The sequence below is a fragment of the Terrisporobacter petrolearius genome, assembly GCF_020748185.1.
Taxonomy (GTDB): Bacteria; Bacillota; Clostridia; order Peptostreptococcales; family Peptostreptococcaceae; genus Terrisporobacter; species Terrisporobacter petrolearius.
This window is the reverse complement of the sequence record NZ_JAHZMO010000028.1, coordinates 13795-35101: the sequence shown is the minus strand read 5'-3', so window position 1 is coordinate 35101 and position 21307 is coordinate 13795. Positions and strand designations below refer to the sequence as shown.

Sequence of the window (21307 nt, the reverse complement as noted above, 5' to 3'; positions counted from 1 at the left end):
AAAATAAAAATAAAGAAGGTATTGCTTATTAAGCAATACCTTCTTTATTTTCTATTTTTTTCATTTTTCTATAATAAGTTATCATAAGAGGTACAGCAGCTGCTATCCAAGCTACAGGATCTGATAAACAAATGCCTGTAAATCCTATAAACTTTGGTAGTGTAAATGCCACTATACTTCTTGCAACTAGTTCATAAACCCCTGCCATCATAGGTACAAAGGATTCTCCCATACCTTGAAGTACATTTCTATATACAAATATAAATCCTAGTGATACAAAAAATATTGCTGAGTAATTAAATACTTGTTGAGCGTAGCTAAATATTTCAGGTGTTGGATTTTCTATAAATAAAGTCACAAAATATTTTCCAAGGAATATAAGAATAGCCCCTGCTATTAAACTCGTAACTATAGATACTTTATTCATTATTTTCATACCATTTTTAATTCTATCAAATCTACCAGCACCTAAGTTTTGCCCTGCATAAGTTGCTATTGTAACTCCAAAGGAAATTGATGGTTGCATAACAAGTTGAAGAACCTTTGAGGATGCTGTATACGATGCTATTACTATTGATCCGAATACATTTATAGCACTTTGAACTATTATAATTCCAACAGCGGTTACAGAAAATTGTAATCCCATAGGTACACCAATCTTTAAATGTTTTGTATAATAGTGGGGATCAACTTTAAAATCTTCTTTTTTAAGCCTTAATACCTTGAATCTTTTATAACTGTAAATCAAGCATAGCACCGCTGAAAATCCTTGAGCAATATTGGTAGCATAAGCTGCTCCTGATACACCCATTTTAAAATTAATTATAAATACCAAGTCTAAAATAACATTAAGAATAGATGAAATTATTAAAAAATACAGCGGTGTTTTACTATCACCTAATGCTCTAAGTATACCGGCAGACATATTATAAAGAGCCTGAGTTATTAATCCTGCAAAAATTATAGTTATATATGTGTTTGCATTATCAAAAATATTTTCTGGGGTATTCATCATCCTAAGAAGAGGTTTTTTTACTATTAAAGCTATTACTGTCATTAAAAAAGTTGAAATTAATGTTAATATAATATTACTTGCTACAGCCTTTTTTACACCTACTTCATCTTTTGCTCCAAATTTTTGAGAAACTAATACTCCAAATCCACTAGTTAAACCTAGTATCATACCATTTACTAAAAAAAACATAGATCCAGTAGAACCAACTGCTGCCAGTGCATCTACTCCTACAAATCTTCCAACTATTATTGTGTCAACCATGCTATACAACTGTTGAAATATATTTCCAATTAATAAAGGTATAGAAAAAAATATAAAAATCTTTAAAGGATTTCCCTGAGTCATATCGTTAGTCATATATTTATTTCTCCTATCTTTACTTGTTTTTATATGCTGTAACAAGAAATGATCTATATCTATTGTTACATCATAATATATTTGAAACTAATAATTATTTATAAATTAAACAATCCATAGTTTCTTTTTACAATAAAAAGCAAGCATTACTATACTAATGTCTGCATTATTTTTTCAATCTTATAAATAATATCAAATAAGAAATTATAGGTCAATAAGTATATTTTAACCTTTTGGAATGAAATCATTTTCAGTTTAAAATAAATACTTTTCATTTAAATATAAAAAAGATGTACTAAAATTAATACACCTTTTTCTGGTGACCCATCCGAGACTTGAACTCGGGACACCCTGATTAAAAGTCAGGTGCTCTACCAACTGAGCTAATGAGTCGCAAGTTTTTAATACTTCTCCAATGTTAATTTTCCCTCATTATTTTCTATTATTCATTCAATTGTATGTATTAAATTTATAGTTATGTATAAAATTTCCCTTTTTAACTCTTTAAAACTATTGATTTCTATTTATGATATAATAAATAATTATAATAAAAAATAAAAGGTGGTAATTTATGACTAGTAAGAAAAAAAAAGGAATTCTAGCAAGCTTTTTAGCAGGAGCAATGGCTCTTGTAGGATGTTCTCAAGGAGAAATGAATGATGAAGTCAGAACTCCTCCCAAAGAACTTCCTATAGCAACTATAGTTATCAAAAATTATGGAACTATTGAAGCTGAACTTTACCCTCATATAGCGCCAAATACAGTAAATAACTTCATATCATTAGCTAATAGTAGTTTTTATGATGGACTTACTTTCCATAGAATAATAAAAGACTTTATGATACAAGGTGGAGATCCTAATGGTAATGGTTCTGGCGGCCCTGGATATAGTATTAAGGGTGAATTTACTAAAAATAAATTTAAAAATGATTTAAAACATACCGAAGGTGTTTTATCTATGGCAAGAAGCCAAAACAAAAACAGCGGTGGCAGTCAATTTTTTATTATGACTAAAGATTCTCATCACTTAGATGGACAATATGCTGCCTTTGGTAAAATTATAAAGGGTATTGATATAGTTCATAATATTGAAAATACAAAAACAGGAAATAACGACAAGCCTGAAAAAGATATAGTTATAGAATCTATAAAAGTAGATACTAAGGGTATAAAATATGATGCTCCTGAAAAAATATAATATTTACTTTATTTAAACTTAAACAAAAAGAAGACGGAATTTCAGGGGTGAAATTACCGTCTTTCTTTAATTATGGGGTATGTTATATTTAAATATTTATATAATGGGGATTATACAATACTTAAATATAGGGTTTGGTGTATTTAAACATGGGGTTGTTTAAATACGGGGTTTTACTACCAAGCCTAAAATAAAAAAACTACCATTAAGGGTAGTTGCCATTCTATTCTAATATCATAAACTTTTATAAAAATAGCTTGTGTTTATGATAACAAAGAATTTTTTATTCTTCGGCAACTGGCTGGCATAGTGTGATTAACCTTAGCCCCTATAGCTTTGCGTCTCTAGATTTCTCTAGATTTGCCAATATTTAGCTATTACACTATAAATTATATACACTTTACATCATATATGCTAGCGTTTATTTATATTTTTTTGTTTTATTTTATTTTTATTTTAAATCAACTTTCATCTATGATTAAATCCTTACTTTAGACAGTTTTTTGTCTTAATATCTTTTCAAAAGCTATTCTTTCAGATTTATCTTTTAAATAAATTACACCACAATGTTCAAATTTGTTTTTACTTAAAAATTTTTGCATTGATTTATTGTGTCTATGAGTATCAATTCTAATATAATTTATATTGTTTGCTAGACAAATTTTCTCTATATGCTTAAATAACTCAGCCGCTACTCCATTACCTTTTATATCCCTAGAAACTGCCACTCTGTGCACAACAGCATAATCTTCATTACTAATCCAATTTCCATCATATATAATGTTATAATCCGTTTCTCTACTAAAAGATAAATAAGCTGTAGCAATTACTTTATTGTCTTTCAATAAAACATAGGATTCGCCATTTTCAATATCGTTAATTATGCTCTCTTCATTTGGATATCCGTCTTGCCATTGATCAATATTATTTTCTTTAAAATAATTTTGAGCTTCTTCAATAATATTTATAATTTCCTTTATATCTGATTTTTTTGATTTTCTAAATTCCATAGATTCACCTCCATATTTTTATTTAAATTTATTATATACGAAAAAAACCCTCCTAATAAAGAGAGCTTTTTCATATATAATAAAATTATTTACTTATCTTTTTTTCATATCTTTTATAAACAAAAAATAGTATTCCACTTACAATCAAGGTCACTATAAATACAGCGGCTGCCATAGTGTAATTCTTTAACCCAAGACAACACCCTCCAATAGTTGAAGAAACAACAGATGGTATCCTCGCCACTCCTGAAACCAATAAAAATGGCACAAGTTTAATATGTGTAATTCCTACCACATATGAAATAACATCTTTAGGAGTTCCTGGAATTAAAAATATAAAAAATGTTGTTATATATAATTTTTTATTGTCTTTTAAAAAATTCATTTTTTTAATTTTTTCTGTTGATACAAAGATTTCTACAAAATCCATTCCAAATTTTTTAGCAAATAAAAACACTACTATTTGCCCTAGTAAGGTTCCAATTAAGCACAGCACTGCACCCCAAAACCATCCAAATGCATATCCTGCTGCAATTTCAAAGGGCTCTCCTGGTATAATTGCCACAATAATTTGAAAAGCTGAAATTCCTATCATAATAAATTTTCCCCATATTCCAGTACTACTTATCCATGCTCTAAATTCTCTTGGGTTTTTTGCAAGGGAAACTATTTTTTTTCCTACTGTAAATCCTAGGGCAGCAATAATTAATAAAAATATTATTCCTCCAACTAATAGTATCTTCTGCTTCTTATCTAGTTTTTTTATAATAATTTCCCTCCTTACTTAAAATTTTTCATATTTTCAACTGTACTTATATTAACCAAATAGACTCATTACATTCTTCCTTCTATAGACTTCTTTTCTCAAATGTATTAATTCTGTTTTTGTTATAAATTTCATGTTTGCACAGAACAATAGTTCGAATATAATTATATTGTAATAAACATTAGTTCCATTTGGAAGGAGGTACATTTTTTGAGCAAAAGACTTATTTTTCATATTGATGTAAACAGCGCCTATTTATCTTGGACAGCTGCTTATTTGCTAGATAAAGGATATAAAATAGATATTCGAAATATTCCTAGTGTCATAGGTGGCAACTAAGAGGCTCGCCATGGCATTGTATTAGCCAAAAGTGACCCTGATAAAAATTATAAAATCCAAACAGGGGAAACTTTATTTTCCGCTAGAATTAAGTGTAAAAATCTAGTTGTCGTTCCTCCCCACTATGATTTATTTAAAAGATGTTCTGATTTTATGGTAGAACTTCTCAGTGAATATACGCCTAATATACAAAGATTTAGCTGTGATGAATGTTTTTTAGATTTTACAGGCATGGAAAATTTATACAAAATACCCTAGATCTAGCTTACGAAATGAAAGATCGAATAAAAAAAGAACTTAGTTTTACAGTTAATATAGGCATATCAAGCAACAAATTATTAGCAAAGATAGCATCCGACTTTAACAAACCAAATAAAGTACATACCCTTTTCCCTGGAGAAATAGAGTTAAAAATGTGGCCTTTAGTTGTGGGTGAACTATTTGGGGTAGGTAAAAAAACTCTAAAAAAACTTAATAGCTATGGCATAAAAACCATAGGCGACTTAGCAAATTTTGATGTTGATATTTTAAAATATAAACTCAACTCTTATGGTGAGCAAATTTGGAAATATGCAAATGGAATTGAAAATTCAGAAGTTCGAAAAAGTAATTATATAGGTATTAAAAGTATGGGCAATAGTACAACTACCCATTTTGATATAACAACTAAAAGTGAAGCCTCTATGGTTATTTCTTCTCTTTGCGAAACAATTGGTATGAGGCTTAGAAAAAACAATAGTTGTTTCAATGTAATATCTATTCATTATAAAACTGATTCTTTCCTTTCTAGAAGAAAACAAAAGAAACTAAGCTATTTTACTGATAGCACTCAAGACATAAAAAAAGAAGCTATAAAACTATTTGGTGAACTATGGGAGGAAGAGCCTATTCGCCAAATAGGCGTACATGTAACAGGACTGTTTAATAATAATGAAGTTCAGCTATCTCTACTTGAAGAAGGGAACACTGAAAAAAAGAAAAATTTAGACAAAACTATTGATAATATCAGAAATAAATATGGAAAATATTCAATATCAACAGCTCAATTTATAGATACCCCCATACCACCACTATGTGATGGTATAAACGAAGATGACTATCCCATGATGAGTAGCTTAATATAATATATTGGAAGGTGATAATTAAATGAAACTTGTATCTAAAGAAATAGATATAGTCACTGTATTTGATAAAAATGGTAAAATACAACCTATTAAATTTAAATTTGAAGATAGAAATTCTACCAAAATTATAAAAGTAGATAAAGTTATGGATCTTGTAGATTGTAAATTTGCTGGTGATTCATTTATAGTTTATAAATGCCAATCTTGTATAAACAATATTATAAAACCTTTTGAACTAAAATTTGAAAGAAGAACTTGTAAATGGTATTTATACAAAATTTAAATAATAAAAAGAACATCTACAAAATATGATTTGTAGATGTTCTTTTTATTATTTAGTTATATTAATTTGTAACAATAAAGAAAATTATTAAACTTGAGCTTACGCCACTATTTCTTGTTTTTCTTCACTACAATATTTGTCTATGTCAAAATCTTTTTCGCTATTGGCTATAATTAGTGTGCACACATTATCTCCCATAACATTAACTGTCGTTCTAAACATGTCTACTATTCTTTCCACTCCCATAATTAATCCAATTCCTTCTAGCGGTAAGTTGACAGAAGTAAGAACCATAGATAGCATTATCATTCCAACACCTGGAACTCCAGCAGTACCTATTGACGCCAATGTGGCTGTTAAAACTATCGTTATCATTTGATTCATCTCTAAATTTATACCATATATTTGAGCTATAAATAAAGCTGCCACACCTTGCATTATAGCAGTTCCATCCATATTTATAGTTGCTCCCATAGGTATTGTGAATGATCTTGTAGTTTTACCTACACCTAAATCTTCTAATATCTCCATACTAGCTGGAACGGACGCATTACTTGATGAAGTTGAGAAAGTAATAGCTGCAACTTTAGTAAACTTCTTTAAAAATGGCTTAATTTTTTGTCTTGTAAATACTTTAAATAATCCACCATAAACCACAGTAACATGAATAGCTAAACCTAATAGTACAACTGCTAGATACTTAATTAAAACTAATATAGCATCTTTACCTACAGTTGAGAAAGTTTCTGCAACTAAGGCAAATACACCTATTGGGGCTGCCATCATTATTATTCCAACCATTTTCATGCATATGTCATTGGCACTTTCAAACACCTTTCTTACAGGCTCTGCTTTTTCACCCACCATGCTCATTGCCACTCCTGTAAGCAATGCAAAGAATATTATTTGTAGCATATCACCATTTGCAAATGATTCAATTGGATTTGATGGTATTATGCCAAGTATAATATCTACAAGTGATTTTGACTCTCCTATGGCTACCTCTCCAGTAACTACAGCACTCATATCTAGACCTGCACCTGGCTTTAATACACTTCCTAAAAATAAAGCTATGATTATTGCTACAGCAGTAGTTGATAAGTAAAATACCATAGTTTTACTTCCTATTCTTCCTAATTGTTTAACATCTCCCATAGATGATGCTCCACATACTAATGAAACAAATACTAACGGAACAACCATCATTTTAATTGCAGATGTAAATCCAGTACCTAATACCTTAAATAATCCACCTATAATTACTGTGTCCTTAATATAACTTCCTGGCAATGATTTCAATATTAATCCAAACATAAAACCTAAAAATAACCCTAGTAAAATTTTACTTGTTAATGTGACTTTTTTCTTCATTGTTAAATCTCCCTTATTTCTTTTTCGTCGTTACTATTCCATTATACATCATTTTTAATGTTTTTGTTTATTTTTTTAAGTTTATATGTATTTATATATTATTTTTGTTTATTTTTTTAAGTATTTTAATCCAAATATTTATTTTTTTAACTTCAATGTAATTTGACAGGTGGTTATTAATGTGTTTGTTAAAAAATTCATTAATTTTCAAGGTTTATCGAACTTTAAATATATTTTAATACATTAACGTTCTAATTTTTAATATATTAAATCATAAGTTCTCTGAATTTTTAAAATAAAGTACACCTAAAGGTATATACCTTTAGGTGTACTTTGCTAAATATAAAATTTATCATATTATATTTCATATATTTTAGTATTACAGTACTGCATAAGTGGTACCTCTAATTCTTTATCCAATTGGTTCATAATCATAGTAATATCATAGTAATTTTCATCTTTTTGATAAATAGCATAGGTTGATTTTATATGTCCTTGTATGGAATCTGTTATTACTTTCGAAGGAGAACATACTTGACATTTTTTATTATTCATTTGACTATCTACAGGAATTAACTCTTCAACTTGCAAAGGATGTAATCTCCCTCCTGGATTAAAAAGTTTATCATAATCCTCTTCACTATACTCAATTACATAAGATGTTTCTGTATTAGTATTGCTATTTTTTTTTATTATTTTTTCACTATTATTTTCAAAAATTTCTTTCGTTGTATATGTTCCTGAAAAATCACCCCTAACAGTTACTACCGATCCTTTTTTTTCACTATAATCTACTTCCATCGTTGTATTAGAAGAGAAGGTAATTATATTATTATTGTCTCTGTTTACTTCTTGACCTGTAACTCCGTACTCAATTTTTAATTTTTTAGCATTGTTAACTAACTTTATTAGTTGTTGCAATGCACCACTTTCATACATTTAATCACCTCCATTTATTCATTTTTAATAAATATCATTTAATTATATTATAATTTAATATAAATTATTACTAACTCCATCAATCCATATTAACAAATCAATATCTTCAATCATATAAATAAAAAAGGAGGTGCGTAAAATGACTAACTTAGTGCCGGACATAAATTTAAAGACTGTCATAAACCAATACTTTTCCAGGGAAAAAAACACAGAAATAACTAAATCAGACTTGGAAAGTATAAAAGGTTATATATATTCAGATATATCCTCCCTAGGCAAATATATCTGTAGTATAGAAGGTCTTCAGTATGCAATCAATATGACAGAGTTGCTTATTGAAAATAATTTATTAACTAGCATGGAACAACTTGTTAACTTACAAAATTTAAATACTTTATTTTTAAATAACAATTTGATTACAGTTGTGCCAGATTTGTCTAATATGACTAATTTGACGTCTTTACTACTTAACGGTAATGAGATTAAAGATATTTCACCTATTTCTAGTGGAAAAAATCTTAGATTTATTAAAATTAATGAAAATAGAGTTTCTGACTTATCTTCATTATCTACTTTAGAAAACCTTAAAGAATTACGTGCCATAAATCAAGATATAGAAATCAAAGATGTTATAGAGTCATCTGATTTCTATACATTAGATATTAGTTTTTTAAAAGACATTAATGGTGAAACACCAAAAAAAATATCTCCTACTCACTTAGGTAAATATAATAGTGAGAATAAAGAGATAATTTGGGATACATCATTAGTTTCTTTTGAAAGTCCTAGTTTTACTTTTGAAAGTGATGATGGCTATTTTTCTGGTATTGTTACAGTAGATTTGGTAGATGTGGATCAAACTGTTATTATAGAAGACAAAAACTTACAAGAAGAATTAATGTTTATTTTAGATAAAAAGAACAATATTATAACTTTAAAAGATATACTAAAGCTTCGATATTTAGATTTAAGCAATAAAAACATCAAATCTTTAAAAGGTTTAGAACATGCAAATAATTTATATACATTAATATTAGATAACACTTACATTACTGATTTGCAGTATGTTCCTTCATCTGTTAATCATGTGTCTTCCAAAGACTTAAAAAACGAAGTAAACATTCCAGATGATAGATTAAAATCACTTATAAATATTGTTCTAGGTAAAAATGATAAATGCATTCTTACTTTTAATGATATAAAAAACTTAACTGTTTTAGATGAATTCGCTAACCATATTAATTCTTTAGAAGGTTTACAATATGCTGAAAATTTAAAGATTTTAAGTCTTCTGAATAATAAAATTTCTGATATAAATCCTCTATGCGCATTAACTAACCTAACTTATTTGGACCTTAGCAATAATAATTTAAAAGATTTGTCCCCTTTATCTTCTTTTTATCAAAATATCTCTTATGTTTATGCTAATAATCAAAAAATTACAGTTGAAAGAGGTATGACTCCACAAAATAATATTTTTAACTTACCTTTAGATTTTGTAAAAGACATTGATGGAAGTATTATTAAAAATATAACTCCTTGCCAAGGAGGAATATATAATAATGAAGAGAACTCTATAACTTGGAATTTAGATTGTATACCTTGTGACCTTAGCTTTAATTTTTCTGGTATACATGATATTTTTTCTGGGACTGTTTATGTAAAGGTTAAAATAATCGAATAAACAAACATAAATTTTTTAATAGAAAAAGCCAGTTCTTATACTGGCTTTTTCTATTAAACTTCTTTATTTTTTCTTTTTCCTATAAAAATAAATCCACCAATAGCTATAATTGCTACTCCCCCGGCTATAATTATAATATTAGAAAAGTTTGGAACATTGAACTTGACATGAATGTTATCCAGTGTGTTTAAAGTATAGTTCCAGCTATAAGTAGTTCTTCCATCCTTCTCTTCAAATGTACTTGTCGCATTAGATTGTACTAGTTTAAATGGTGTTGTCATATGTAAATTCATATTAGCTGAGTTTCCTATAAAGCTAAGTATTGACAAATCTTCTTCTGTCATTTCTCCAATAAGAGCTTCTTTAATATTTAAAGTAACATCATAAGTATTGTAAATCAAACTTTTTTCTTCTGATATATTTATAAATTTACTATCTTTTATATCTTTATTTCCCCTTAACATTAAGTCTTTTATATTTCCTAAATCTTTATTCAGCAAATACCCTGACTGATTATCCTCATTTATTTTTTCAATAGAATCTGCCTTATACTCTTCTTTTACCTTTTGTAAATCCTCTTGTGTTATATTCTCAGCCATATAACTATTAGTTAATAATTTCATAGCTATGGTCATATTACCTTTTTTGTCTATATCCAATGTTATGTCTGTATTTACACATCCCACCAGTAAAATACTAAAACATACTAATAATATTGCTAATAATTTTTTCATTTTTACCCACCTTTACTTAAATATTTCATATAATATTATATTCCCTATGGTAATAAATGACTAGTTAATCTTTTTTCTATTACATTTAAAATTTTATTTAACTTATTGTTAAATACTATATCATTGTATATGTCAAATTCAATCGAATTATGTTGCACTATTTTTTTCAATATGTTACTCTATATAAAGCAAAATTTTTTTTATACATAACATGTATACAATATAAGTTTGGAGGTAAAACATGAAAAATATATGCGTTATAGGCAGCTTAAATATGGATTTAGTTGTTAATGTTGATACAATGCCAAAGCCTGGACAAACTCTTTTAGGAGGCAATTTCAAGGAAGTACCAGGAGGCAAAGGAGCTAACCAAGCCGTTGCAATGGCCAGATTAGAAGGAAATATTTTTATGATAGGCAAAGTTGGAAATGATAGTTTTGGCAAAACATTAATAGAAGCCCTGAATAATGATAATGTTAATACAAATCATGTTCATATAGCTAATTGTTCTACTGGTGTGGCATTTATAACTGTAGATAAAAATGCTCAAAACGCTATAGTTGTAGCCCCAGGAGCAAATTTTAAATTAACTAAAGATGATATAGATAAAAATATAGATTGCATAAAAAACAGCGATATAGTAGTCATCCAATTAGAAACTCCTTTAGAAACTGTAAAATATGCTCTACAAGTTGCAAAAGACTTAAATAAATACACAATACTTAATCCTGCACCAGCAGTTAAATTAGATGATGAAATAATAAAAAATGTGGATTTATTGACTCCTAATGAAACTGAATTAGAAATTATCTCTGAAATAAAAATAGAAAGTGAAGATGATATAAATAAAGCTGCTAGTAGAGTAATAGAAAAAGGTGTTAAAGAATTAATAGTTACCCTAGGATCTAAAGGTAGCTTATATATAAATGAAGAAAGATCATTCTTTAAATCTGCATATAAAGTTGAAGCAGTTGACACTACTGCTGCTGGAGATTCATTTACAGGAGCTTTAGCAGTTGCTCTATCAAACAATAAAACTATGGAAGAAGCCATGGATTTTGCTTCTAAAGTAGGTGCTTTATCTGTTATGAAAGAAGGCGCTCAAAGCTCACTACCAACATTAAAAGACGTTGACAACTTTAGGAGGTAATTATGAAAAAAACAAAAATGATAAATAGCGAGTTATCTTATGTAATAAGTCAAATGGGACATACTGAGTCTTTAACTATTGGAGATTGTGGTTTACCAATTCCATCACAAACTAAAAGAATAGATTTAGCTTTAACTCATAATGTACCTACTTTTATTCAAACTTTAGATGTAATACTTGAAGAATTATGTGTTGAAGAAGCTATAATAGCCACTGAAATAAAAGAAAAAAATCCAGAAGTTTACAAAGCAATAAAAAAAAGAGTTTCTAAATTACAAGAAGTAAGTCATGAAGAATTTAAAGTTTTAACAAAAGACAGCAAGGCAGTAGTAAGAACTGGAGAATGTAGTCCTTACGCTAACATAATTTTAAAATCAGGAGTAGTATTTTAATGAAAACACCAATTTTAAAAATGACAAATATAGTTAAAGAATTCCCCGGTGTTAAAGCCCTTGATGGAGTTAATATTGAACTTTACGAAGGTAGAGTCATGGCTCTTATGGGTGAAAATGGTGCTGGGAAATCAACACTTATGAAAATACTAAGTGGTGTATATAAAAAAGACGGGGGTGAAATCTTCTATGAAGGAAAAAAAGAAGATATCAAAGGACCAAAGGATGCCACAGACAAAGGTATCGCAATAATACACCAAGAATTAAACTTAGTTAATGACCTAAGCATAGGTGAAAATATATTCTTAGGTAGAGAACCTAAAAAAGGATTCAAAATAGATTTTAATAAATTACACGCTGACAGCCAAGTTTTATTAAAAAGATTGAATATAAATAAAGACCCTAGAGAGCTTGTCCAAAACTTAAGTATAGGCGAAAAGCAGATGATAGAAATCGCTAAAGCTCTTTCTCTAGACGCAAAAATAATAATAATGGACGAGCCAACAGATGCTTTAACTGATAAAGAAACTAAATCATTATTTAAAGTTATAAATGAGCTAAAAGCTGATAATAAAGCTATAGTTTATATATCACATAGATTAAAAGAAATTTTTGAACTTTGCAATTATATAACAGTCCTTAGAGATGGTAAGTTTGTTGGTCAAGAAGAAATATGTAACCTTGATGAAGATAAAATGATAGAAATGATGGTTGGTAGAAAACTAACAGACCAGTTTCCTCATTTACAAGTTGAAAAAGGTGAAACAATTTTAAAATTAGAAAGTGTTTCTAATAAGTTTGTAAAAGATATTTCTTTTGAAGTTAAAGCCGGGGAAATACTTGGCGTATCAGGGCTTATGGGTGCTGGTAGAAGTGAACTTGCTAAAAGTATATACGGCCACCTTCCTTTAGAAAAAGGTCGTATTATAAAAAAAGGAAAAACGCTAAATCTTAAATCATCTCAAGATGGTGTAAAAAATAGAATTGCTTATGTAAGTGAAGATAGAAAAGGTGACGGACTTATTTTAGGTTTATCAATAAGAGAAAATATGACTTTATCTTCTCTAGAAAGAATTTCAAAATCTTTTGTAGTTGATAAAAATAAAGAAAAAGAAAGAGTTAATAGTTATATAGATAGAATAAGAATTAAAACTCCTAGCATGGAACAATTAATTAAAAAATTATCTGGAGGTAACCAGCAAAAGGTGGCCATAGCAAAAGCTCTTATGACACACCCTGATGTGTTAATCTTAGACGAACCAACTCGTGGTGTTGACGTTGGTGCTAAAAAAGAAATTTACGATTTAATAAACGAGTTTAAATCACAGGGAAAAGCAATCATTATGATTTCTTCTGAAATGCCAGAAATTCTAGGTCTATCTGACAGAATTCTAGTTTTAAGTAATGGTAAAATAACAGGAGAATTTGATATAAAAGAAGCTACGCAAGAAAAAATATTGAAATGTGCAGTAGAAATTAAGGAGGATCGCAGGGATGTCATCTCAAGTGAAGCAAAAGCATAATAAATTTGATTTAAAGGAAACATTAATAAAATACAAAAGCTTAGTAGGACTACTTGCTCTAATAGTGGTAGTTTCAATACTTAGCCCATCATTTTTAAGTACAAAAAACATATTTAATATATTAAGACAAACTTCAGTAAATGGAATAATTGCAGCAGGTATGACTTTTGTTATATTAACTGGTGGAATTGACTTATCTGTAGGTTCTATACTTGCCATAAGTGGCGCTCTATGTGCCTCTCTATTAGTTTCAGGTAATAATGTATTTGTGGCAGTTTTAGCTGCTTTGGTAATAGGTGCTTTAGTAGGATTTTTAAATGGTTTCATAATAACTAAAGGTAAGTTGCAACCATTCATAGCAACTCTTGCTACAATGACTGTCCTTAGGGGTTTAACTTTAGTTTATACTGATGGCAAGCCAATAACTCTTGGAAGTGGTGAGTTAGCTTTAAGTTTCGGACAAATTGGTGGAGGTAAAATTCTCGGTATACCTACACCTGCTCTAATTATGATAGTAACATTTACAGTATGTACTTATATACTTAAAAATACTAAAATGGGTAGATATACTTATGCTTTAGGTTCAAACGAAGAAGCAACAAGACTTTCTGGTTTAAATACAGACAAAATAAAAATAGCAGTTTATACTATAAGTGGTCTACTTGCTTCTATTGCAGGTATAATAATAACTTCTAGATTATTCTCTGCTCAACCAACTGCAGGTAATGGATATGAACTTGATGCTATAGCAGCTGTAGTTCTTGGAGGAACTTCCCTTACTGGTGGTAAAGGAAAAATAACTGGAACAATAATTGGTGCATTAATAATTGGTGTTTTAAGCAATGCCTTAAACATATTAGACGTATCATCATATTATCAAATGATGGTTAAAGGTGCTGTTATATTAATAGCTGTACTTTTAGACAGAAAAGGTAACTAGGAGGTAGTAAAAATGTTTAAAAAAATAACTACCATAATAATATCATTAATTTTATGTACATCATTACTAGTTGGATGTAGCAAAAAAAGTGTTGATAATACTAAGAAAATAGGTCTTATAGTATCTACTTTAAACAATCCTTTCTTCGTAGATTTAAAATCTGGTATAGAAAATGAAGCAAAAAAATTGGGATACAATGTAGTTGTACTAGACTCTCAAAATGATCCTGCCAAAGAAGTTTCTAACATGGAAGATATATCTGTTAAAGACGTAGATGTGGTTTTATTAAATCCTGTTGATTCAGATTCTGCCATAGCCTCAGTTATGGTAGCAAATAACTTAGATCTACCTGTAATTACAGTGGATAGAGTTTCTAATGGTGGGAAAGTCATTTCTCATGTTGCTTCTGACAATGTGGAAGGTGGAAAAATGGCTGCCAAGTATTTAATTGAAAAATTAGGCAATAAAGGAAACATAGTGGAACTTGAAGGTATAGCCGGATCTTCTGCAACTCGTGATAGAGGATACGGATTTGATAATGAAGTAAAAAATAGTAATTTAAAAATAATAACTAAGCAAAGTGCTGATTTTGATAGAACTAAAGGCCTTTCTGTAATGGAAAATATAATTCAATCAAAGGGTAATATTAATGCTGTCTTTGCTCAAAATGACGAGATGGCTCTTGGTGCTTTAAAAGCTTTACAAGATGCAAATATGAAGGATGTTTTAGTTGTAGGATTTGATGCCACAGATGATGCTGTAATATCTGTACAAAAAGGTGATATGGCTGCAACTATAGCTCAACAACCCAAATTAATTGGAAAAACTGCAGTAAACTTAGCACACAGATTTTTATCTGGCGAGAAGGTTGAAAACTTTGCTCCTGTAGAATTAAAGTTGATAGAGAAAAAATAAAAATAGCAAAAGGTCAACATATAAATTATATGTTGACCTTTTGCTATTTTTCAAGTTCAAAAAGTTGCTTATCTTCTACTTTTATCCATCCATATCTTCCTGCTTCATTTACTACTTTTATACATTGATTACCATTATAATTATAAAGTGATACTAAATTAATTTTATCACCTCTTAAAAGATTATATGCCTTTACATTACCAATATTCGTCTCATATACTATAGTTTCATCTTTTACTACATATTTATTTTCTTTACTAATACCTACAACTTCAGCTTCTTTTTTATCTATCTCAGTAAAATCACAATCAAGTTTTCTTTTATAAACATAATTTATAAAAATTGATTCATCACCAATAACTTTACTATAATGATTAAAATTAGCTGAATCATCTGTTACTCCATAAGTAATTTTCATTGTTCCATTTTTATCATCATTATTTATAATTCTTCCATTCATTGTGAAATTATAACTTTTATTTTCACCACAATATGTAAAAATACTTATTTTACTATTTTCAATCTTATCACCTAGAATTACATATATTTCTTTCTTATTGTCAATCTTGTTGAAATCATATATATGTACACTTATATTATTTTCATCTTTAAATTTTTCTTTTAATTTATTATTTATATATAAGTTCACAATAAAATCATTTTTCCCGTCTTTATATGACTCTAACATTATTTCTTCACGTTCCCCATCACCATTTAAATCAAAAAAGTATTCTTTATCATAATTCAACTGATTTTGTGATAGATTCATTCTAAAAAAAATTTCATCTATTTTATCATAATTTAAAAATATCACTACCGCAAAAACAATTAACACTACTATCCTTTTCATCTATACCCCCTACACACTTCGGTAACTGTTTATAAACAATTGTACACTAAAAATATATTTTATAGGTTACATATATTTTTTTTTATATATCATTGAATTTATTTCATTTTGTAATCTTATTAAAAGTTAAAGCCTAAATATTATATTATTCCCAAATAAATAAATCCTCTTGTAATATGATATAAATATCATATTACAAGAGGATTTATAATTACATTAAGCAACTACTTCAGATACGTTATCTGTTGTTTCTTCTAATACGCCTAATTTTTTCGCAACTAGTTTTGTAGTACTTGCTTGTACTATTAAAGTTACAAGTATAGTCATAAATACTACTGAAGATATTATTTCATAACCTGGTACTTTCATAGCCACTATTATTCCTGATACTGCAGCTGGTATAACCCCAGTTTCTCTAACCCACATCATAAATAATTTATCTTTAAATGTCCACTGTGCCTTTCTATCAAATGCAGTCGATGCTAACACTACTAAAGGTCTTCCTACAAACATTAAAACTAATACTGTTATTAATGATGGTAGCCAATATTGAGCTAATGCTGATATATTTACTTGAGTACCTAGTAAAACAAATATAGACATACGACATATTATAGCTATACTTTCCGTAAAATGTACTGTTGGTTGATAATCAGCTTCTTCTAACCAAATTCCAAACATTTTTTTATTTCCTGAAATTAATCCTGCCATAAATACTGCCATATATCCACTACCATAAAACATTGTAGCTAGCTCATAAGCAAGAGTAACTGTTAACATTGACATAATTGGGGCATAGGAATGGAATATTCCCACTCTTTTATCTGAAACTAATATTATTAATAAATATCCTACTAATATTCCTACACCTATTCCTACTGCTGCTGAAATAAGTAATTCCTTAATACTATCTACTGCTGAGAACTGACCACTCATAACTATACCTAATAATGCAGAAGATAATATAGCACCTACTGCATCATTAAAAGCAGACTCACTTACAACAGTTTGTTTTATCTTGTCCTTTATTCTAACCTGTTTAAATACAGGTATAAGTGCTGCCGGATCCGTTGACGCTACAACAGCTCCTAAAAGAAGCGCCGTCATAATAGGTAAATTAAATACTTTAGCTGCCACAACGCCTACTACAGCTGCAGATATTACAACACCTACTGTTGATAACATTCCTACACTTACTTTTACCTTATTTAGTACTTTTAAATTAATTTCTTTGCCACCTTCGTATAATATAAATGCTGATCCAAAAGTAAGTATTAAATTATTTTCTACTGGAAAAGCCCCTATACTTAAAATATTTAAAAAAGCTGGTCCTATTATTATGCCGGATATTAAATATAGTATTACATCTGGAATTTTTAATATTTCACTTACCCTTCCCAGTGCAATACCCGTAATTATTATCATCGAAAATATTAACAATAAATTATTGGTAGCAATCGCTTCTATGCTTCCTTCCATACTATTCATCTCCACTCTATCAATTTTGTTTTTAATCTAATAATTATCCATTATATACCCCTAATTATAAGAAGTCAATGCTCGTGAACGTTGTCGAAATGTAAAATTTCATTAACATTTTTTAGGAAATTTATTATAAGTTTAATTTTTATTGAACTACAATTAATTTTAATATATTTTTCTTTTTTTAACTAAAAAAGCTATAAGATTAAATCTTATAGCTTGTCTTTAACAGAATTATCTTCTGTTGTTGTTATTTTGTTGTTTTCTAGCTTTTCTACATTCTGGACATCTAACTGGCTCGTTATCAAATCCTTTTTCTTTGTAGAATTGTTGTTCTCCTTCTGTGAATAAGAACTCAGCTTTACAGTCTTTACATATTATCTTTTTATCCATTATATTAATCCTCCTATAAAGACTATATAGCAATAATTTGTCTTTATAGGAAAAAATTATTATCTAAATTAATCTTTATTTATTCTTATTCTAAGAATAACATATTCTCTCAATAAATACAAGTATTTCATATATTTTAGCGTTTTTATTTTCATCCAAGAATGATATTATTACTGCTTAAATACTACAAGTAACCTTAACTTACCTATCATCATAAAATATAATAAGTAGTTTAATATAAGGGGGTAAAATATGAGTATCCTTAATCGAGAACCAATTATACAAATAGTACCTGTTCCTACATCACCAGCTTTAATAATTTCAAGACCCAGTCCATCTATTTCACAATTTCCGCCTGTAACAGAACTTGAAACAAACATATATCCAGGACTAGATATTCATAAGGTAAAAATAAAATCACTTTTTTCAAATGCATTTGTAATAGTAGGATATAATGAAGTTTTATATGCCGTGGCCACTATTGCTCAACAAGGAGAAACCTTTAAAATAATTCCTATTAATAACTATCAGGTAAAACTTAAAATTGTTGGGGGACAATTTGTAAGAATCGATTATAATGGTTCATTAGTTGCTGATGTTAATAAAAATAATGCTACTATTTTCAATATTTTACGAACAGGATATATGAAATTTAGTTTAATAGCGCCACAAGGAAAGTACGTTAATGTAAGACAAAGTGATAATATGTTAGTTGCTAAATCAGATTATACCAGTCCTAAAACAAAGTTTAAATTTAAAAATGATAATTAAAGAAAAGTGGAAGTGTAACAAGTTACACTTCCACTTTTCTTTAACTTATCTATTGTATTTTATTTCCTTTTGAATTTTCTTTAAAGCTTTTTTAGATCCTCTTTCTATATCCCTATCTAGCTTTCTTTTTTCAAAGCTTACAAACAAACTATTTAAATCATACCCTTTTGGATATAATTCTTTAGCTTTAAATTGTAATTTTAATCTTCTAGCATTTATATTAATAAATTCATCTTTATATAAAATTTCCACGTTGTTAAATTTGTCAATCGGCTTATACACTATACCAAAATCATTGAAATCTAATAGTTCTACCTTATCTCCCATTTCAAGATTCGGAAAATCTGTCAAAATTAAATTTTCTTTTTCAACAACTTTATTTAAAATCTTATTTTCTTTTACTAAAGTGAAATCATAATTTTTATTGTCCATATAAGTTTTTGCCTTTTGTAAAACTTTATCTTTTATTCCCATTTTTTTAGAAATAAATAAGGCATTACTATCCTCTGATTTGCCAATAACAAGCTTGTATAATGGCTCTAATGTTTCCTTATTAAACATCATTCCTGCATTTTCAAAATGAGGATGTTTATTGGCAAAGTGTTTAATTTCTTCATAGTGAGTAGATGCTATCATAATACAACCCATTTGATAAAACTCTTCTAGGAGTGCAATAGCTAAACTAGCACCTTCATTTGGATCTGTTCCAGAACCTATTTCATCAAAGAGTATCAAGGTATTTTTGTTAGCTTCTCTCATAATATCTGCTATATTTTTTATATGAGAGGAAAAAGTACTAAGTGCATTTTCTATACTTTGATTGTCTCCTATATCAACAAATACTTTTTCAAACACACTAATTTCAGTATTTTCCATGGCTGGTATATCGAAACCACACTGTGTCATTAAAGTTAAGATACCTACAGTTTTTAGAGTAATAGTTTTTCCACCTGCATTAGGTCCTGTTATAATTAAACTTCTATATTTATTACCTATTTCAAAATCCAAAGGCACTACATTGACTTTTAACAAAGGATGCTTTCCTTTAACAATCTTAGTATAGCCATGATTATTTATCTTTGGAGTAATACATTTATTATTTTGGCTAAATTTAGCCTTAGCAAATATCATATCATACTTAGATACTATTTCCATATTTAATTTAATCTCTCTAATTTTGTCATAAATCAATTCTGTAAGATATGATAAAATCTTATATTCTTCTATAGATTCTTCACTTTTTAATGTAATTAAATCTAAAGAATATTTGCTTATGGATGCTGGTTCTATAAACACTGTTGAACCCTTTGAAGAAGTATCTAAAATTGCTCCATCAACTTCATTTTTAAAAGATGATTTAATAGGTACTACAAATCTATCATCTCTTTTGCTTATAATAAATTCTTGTATATACTTTTTATTAGTAGAAGATGTTAAAAATTTATTTAATCTTTCTTTTATTCTACCTTCGCATATATCTATACTTCGTCTAATTTTCTTCAATTCTTTACTAGCTTCACTAGAAATTTTATTATTTTTAATTGAAAATTTAATTTCTTCTTCTATATTTTCGCATTCTGTTATATTTAATGCATAAGAACTTAATGTAGGTGAATAAAATTCCTTATCCAACATAAATGATTTTGTCTTTCTACATCCTCTTAAGAAATCTTCACTAGAAACAAGTTCCGCAACATCTAAAATCATTCCCTTTTCTACTTTATCTATTACAGGATATATATTAAATAATCCTTCTAGTGGTACATGATTACTATTTTCTAATACTTTTCTTGCTTCTTTATTTTCTTCTAACTTTTTCTTAACAACAGAATAATTTCCACTGGGTTCTAATTTGTCTATAAGACTTTTCCCAAGTGAACTTACACAGTGTACTTTTACTAATTCTTTAACTTCATTTAATTGTAATTTTTCAAATGTATCTAAATTCATTTTAATCTCCTTTATTTATATATCAATCTTATATAAAAAAGACTTCTTTATAAATAAGGATAGTAGTTTGTGGTTACTCCCTATTTATAAAGAAGTTCTCCCACAATGCTCTTATTATTTT

At 28.2% G+C, this 21307-nt stretch carries 21 protein-coding genes, 1 tRNA gene, 1 pseudogene and 1 riboswitch; of the genes and pseudogenes, 12 read left to right on the top strand and 11 right to left on the bottom strand.

Annotation, left to right across the window (positions count from 1 at the left end):
* Positions 1 to 28: 28 nt before the first annotated feature.
* Positions 29 to 1372 carry an MATE family efflux transporter gene (locus tag K0040_RS14215; protein ID WP_228109430.1) on the bottom strand — a complete coding sequence of 448 codons (1344 nt, stop codon included), beginning with the start codon at positions 1370 to 1372 and terminating at the stop codon, positions 29 to 31.
* Positions 1373 to 1689: 317 nt separating this feature from the next.
* Positions 1690 to 1765, bottom strand: a tRNA-Lys gene (locus K0040_RS14210).
* Between the two features lie 178 nt (positions 1766 to 1943).
* On the opposite strand from K0040_RS14210, the gene K0040_RS14205 reads away from it, so the two are divergent.
* Entirely contained in the window at positions 1944 to 2570 is a 627-nt protein-coding gene (locus K0040_RS14205) for a peptidylprolyl isomerase (protein WP_331476329.1), read from the top strand.
* Positions 2571 to 2859: 289 nt separating this feature from the next.
* A riboswitch (cyclic di-GMP riboswitch) is annotated at positions 2860 to 2945 on the bottom strand.
* Positions 2946 to 3061: 116 nt separating this feature from the next.
* Here K0040_RS14205 and K0040_RS14200 read toward each other — a convergent pair.
* A complete protein-coding gene (locus K0040_RS14200) occupies positions 3062 to 3580 on the bottom strand; it encodes a GNAT family N-acetyltransferase (protein WP_228109429.1) in 519 nt (172 codons plus the stop codon).
* Positions 3581 to 3665: 85 nt separating this feature from the next.
* Complete coding sequence (locus K0040_RS14195; RefSeq protein ID WP_228109428.1) at positions 3666 to 4175, bottom strand: TVP38/TMEM64 family protein; 510 nt, start codon at positions 4173 to 4175, stop codon at positions 3666 to 3668.
* Between the two features lie 381 nt (positions 4176 to 4556).
* Between K0040_RS14195 and K0040_RS21110 the strand changes: the two genes are divergently transcribed.
* The 4 genes and pseudogenes from K0040_RS21110 to K0040_RS14185 all read left to right on the top strand — a co-directional run bounded on the left by K0040_RS21110 (position 4557) and on the right by K0040_RS14185 (position 6092).
* Positions 4557 to 4685 carry a hypothetical protein gene (locus K0040_RS21110; protein ID WP_316719325.1) on the top strand — a complete coding sequence of 43 codons (129 nt, stop codon included), beginning with the start codon at positions 4557 to 4559 and terminating at the stop codon, positions 4683 to 4685.
* Positions 4686 to 4700: 15 nt separating this feature from the next.
* Positions 4701 to 4984: pseudogene (locus tag K0040_RS21105) on the top strand (Y-family DNA polymerase); the annotation flags it as partial.
* On the top strand, positions 4958 to 5809 hold the full coding sequence (locus K0040_RS14190) for a DinB/UmuC family translesion DNA polymerase (protein WP_316719327.1): 852 nt from the start codon (positions 4958 to 4960) through the stop codon (positions 5807 to 5809). The pseudogene K0040_RS21105 and the gene K0040_RS14190, both read left to right, overlap by 27 nt.
* Before the next feature lie 22 nt (positions 5810 to 5831).
* The gene (locus K0040_RS14185) at positions 5832 to 6092 is read left to right on the top strand and encodes a hypothetical protein (RefSeq protein ID WP_228109427.1); all 261 of its coding nucleotides are present in this window, start codon (positions 5832 to 5834) and stop codon (positions 6090 to 6092) included.
* 99 nt (positions 6093 to 6191) lie between these two features.
* On the opposite strand, the gene K0040_RS14180 is transcribed toward K0040_RS14185, so the two are convergent.
* Together K0040_RS14180 and K0040_RS14175 are read right to left on the bottom strand one after the other, a co-directional pair.
* Positions 6192 to 7463 (bottom strand): dicarboxylate/amino acid:cation symporter, encoded by a 1272-nt coding sequence (locus tag K0040_RS14180; protein ID WP_228109426.1) that lies wholly within the window; start codon positions 7461 to 7463, stop codon positions 6192 to 6194.
* 357 nt (positions 7464 to 7820) lie between these two features.
* A complete protein-coding gene (locus K0040_RS14175) occupies positions 7821 to 8402 on the bottom strand; it encodes a hypothetical protein (protein ID WP_228109425.1) in 582 nt (193 codons plus the stop codon).
* Positions 8403 to 8541: 139 nt separating this feature from the next.
* On the opposite strand from K0040_RS14175, the gene K0040_RS14170 reads away from it, so the two are divergent.
* Positions 8542 to 10086 (top strand): leucine-rich repeat domain-containing protein, encoded by a 1545-nt coding sequence (locus K0040_RS14170; RefSeq protein ID WP_228109424.1) that lies wholly within the window; start codon positions 8542 to 8544, stop codon positions 10084 to 10086.
* Positions 10087 to 10139: 53 nt separating this feature from the next.
* On the opposite strand, the gene K0040_RS14165 is transcribed toward K0040_RS14170, so the two are convergent.
* Positions 10140 to 10820, bottom strand: a complete 681-nt coding sequence (locus tag K0040_RS14165) for a hypothetical protein (protein ID WP_228109423.1) — start codon at positions 10818 to 10820, stop codon at positions 10140 to 10142.
* Positions 10821 to 11061: 241 nt separating this feature from the next.
* Between K0040_RS14165 and rbsK the strand changes: the two genes are divergently transcribed.
* Genes rbsK through rbsB form a run of 5 tightly spaced genes read left to right on the top strand, consistent with a single transcriptional unit; the run spans position 11062 to position 15740 of the window.
* Positions 11062 to 11970, top strand: coding sequence for a ribokinase (gene rbsK, locus K0040_RS14160; RefSeq protein ID WP_228109422.1), 909 nt, complete (start codon positions 11062 to 11064; stop codon positions 11968 to 11970).
* A gap of 2 nt (positions 11971 to 11972) precedes the next feature.
* The gene (gene rbsD, locus K0040_RS14155; RefSeq protein WP_228109421.1) at positions 11973 to 12362 is read left to right on the top strand and encodes a D-ribose pyranase; all 390 of its coding nucleotides are present in this window, start codon (positions 11973 to 11975) and stop codon (positions 12360 to 12362) included.
* The gene (rbsA, locus tag K0040_RS14150) at positions 12362 to 13885 is read left to right on the top strand and encodes a ribose ABC transporter ATP-binding protein RbsA (RefSeq protein ID WP_265588892.1); all 1524 of its coding nucleotides are present in this window, start codon (positions 12362 to 12364) and stop codon (positions 13883 to 13885) included. The genes rbsD and rbsA overlap by 1 nt, the downstream gene beginning before the upstream one ends.
* Positions 13857 to 14825: a ribose ABC transporter permease gene (gene rbsC, locus K0040_RS14145; RefSeq protein ID WP_228109420.1), complete on the top strand. Its 969-nt coding sequence runs from the start codon at positions 13857 to 13859 to the stop codon at positions 14823 to 14825. The genes rbsA and rbsC overlap by 29 nt, the downstream gene beginning before the upstream one ends.
* 12 nt (positions 14826 to 14837) lie before the next feature.
* Positions 14838 to 15740 carry a ribose ABC transporter substrate-binding protein RbsB gene (gene rbsB / locus K0040_RS14140; protein ID WP_228109419.1) on the top strand — a complete coding sequence of 301 codons (903 nt, stop codon included), beginning with the start codon at positions 14838 to 14840 and terminating at the stop codon, positions 15738 to 15740.
* Between the two features lie 43 nt (positions 15741 to 15783).
* On the opposite strand, the gene K0040_RS14135 is transcribed toward rbsB, so the two are convergent.
* The 3 genes from K0040_RS14135 to K0040_RS14125 all read right to left on the bottom strand — a co-directional run bounded on the left by K0040_RS14135 (position 15784) and on the right by K0040_RS14125 (position 18465).
* Positions 15784 to 16590, bottom strand: a complete 807-nt coding sequence (locus K0040_RS14135) for a hypothetical protein (RefSeq protein ID WP_228109418.1) — start codon at positions 16588 to 16590, stop codon at positions 15784 to 15786.
* Positions 16591 to 16806: 216 nt separating this feature from the next.
* Entirely contained in the window at positions 16807 to 18069 is a 1263-nt protein-coding gene (locus K0040_RS14130) for a cation:proton antiporter (protein WP_228109417.1), read from the bottom strand.
* A 237-nt stretch (positions 18070 to 18306) separates the two neighbouring features.
* The gene (locus K0040_RS14125) at positions 18307 to 18465 is read right to left on the bottom strand and encodes a zinc-ribbon domain-containing protein (protein WP_209006040.1); all 159 of its coding nucleotides are present in this window, start codon (positions 18463 to 18465) and stop codon (positions 18307 to 18309) included.
* A 252-nt stretch (positions 18466 to 18717) separates the two neighbouring features.
* On the opposite strand from K0040_RS14125, the gene K0040_RS14120 reads away from it, so the two are divergent.
* The gene (locus K0040_RS14120) at positions 18718 to 19236 is read left to right on the top strand and encodes a fascin domain-containing protein (RefSeq protein WP_228109416.1); all 519 of its coding nucleotides are present in this window, start codon (positions 18718 to 18720) and stop codon (positions 19234 to 19236) included.
* 45 nt (positions 19237 to 19281) lie between these two features.
* Here K0040_RS14120 and K0040_RS14115 read toward each other — a convergent pair whose 3' ends face one another.
* The gene (locus K0040_RS14115; protein ID WP_228109415.1) at positions 19282 to 21186 is read right to left on the bottom strand and encodes an endonuclease MutS2; all 1905 of its coding nucleotides are present in this window, start codon (positions 21184 to 21186) and stop codon (positions 19282 to 19284) included.
* Positions 21187 to 21307: the final 121 nt, after the last annotated feature.

Coding starts and splice junctions, on each gene's coding strand:
- K0040_RS14215 (WP_228109430.1), bottom strand. CDS start 1,372: ATGACTAACGATATGACTCAGGGAAATCCTTTAAAGATTTTTATATTT.
- K0040_RS14205 (WP_331476329.1), top strand. CDS start 1,944: ATGACTAGTAAGAAAAAAAAAGGAATTCTAGCAAGCTTTTTAGCAGGA.
- K0040_RS14200 (WP_228109429.1), bottom strand. CDS start 3,580: ATGGAATTTAGAAAATCAAAAAAATCAGATATAAAGGAAATTATAAAT.
- K0040_RS14195 (WP_228109428.1), bottom strand. CDS start 4,175: ATGATAGGAATTTCAGCTTTTCAAATTATTGTGGCAATTATACCAGGA.
- K0040_RS14190 (WP_316719327.1), top strand. CDS start 4,958: ATGAAAGATCGAATAAAAAAAGAACTTAGTTTTACAGTTAATATAGGC.
- K0040_RS14185 (WP_228109427.1), top strand. CDS start 5,832: ATGAAACTTGTATCTAAAGAAATAGATATAGTCACTGTATTTGATAAA.
- K0040_RS14180 (WP_228109426.1), bottom strand. CDS start 7,463: ATGAAGAAAAAAGTCACATTAACAAGTAAAATTTTACTAGGGTTATTT.
- K0040_RS14175 (WP_228109425.1), bottom strand. CDS start 8,402: ATGTATGAAAGTGGTGCATTGCAACAACTAATAAAGTTAGTTAACAAT.
- K0040_RS14170 (WP_228109424.1), top strand. CDS start 8,542: ATGACTAACTTAGTGCCGGACATAAATTTAAAGACTGTCATAAACCAA.
- K0040_RS14165 (WP_228109423.1), bottom strand. CDS start 10,820: ATGAAAAAATTATTAGCAATATTATTAGTATGTTTTAGTATTTTACTG.
- rbsK (WP_228109422.1), top strand. CDS start 11,062: ATGAAAAATATATGCGTTATAGGCAGCTTAAATATGGATTTAGTTGTT.
- rbsD (WP_228109421.1), top strand. CDS start 11,973: ATGAAAAAAACAAAAATGATAAATAGCGAGTTATCTTATGTAATAAGT.
- rbsA (WP_265588892.1), top strand. CDS start 12,362: ATGAAAACACCAATTTTAAAAATGACAAATATAGTTAAAGAATTCCCC.
- rbsC (WP_228109420.1), top strand. CDS start 13,857: ATGTCATCTCAAGTGAAGCAAAAGCATAATAAATTTGATTTAAAGGAA.
- rbsB (WP_228109419.1), top strand. CDS start 14,838: ATGTTTAAAAAAATAACTACCATAATAATATCATTAATTTTATGTACA.
- K0040_RS14135 (WP_228109418.1), bottom strand. CDS start 16,590: ATGAAAAGGATAGTAGTGTTAATTGTTTTTGCGGTAGTGATATTTTTA.
- K0040_RS14130 (WP_228109417.1), bottom strand. CDS start 18,069: ATGGAAGGAAGCATAGAAGCGATTGCTACCAATAATTTATTGTTAATA.
- K0040_RS14125 (WP_209006040.1), bottom strand. CDS start 18,465: ATGGATAAAAAGATAATATGTAAAGACTGTAAAGCTGAGTTCTTATTC.
- K0040_RS14120 (WP_228109416.1), top strand. CDS start 18,718: ATGAGTATCCTTAATCGAGAACCAATTATACAAATAGTACCTGTTCCT.
- K0040_RS14115 (WP_228109415.1), bottom strand. CDS start 21,186: ATGAATTTAGATACATTTGAAAAATTACAATTAAATGAAGTTAAAGAA.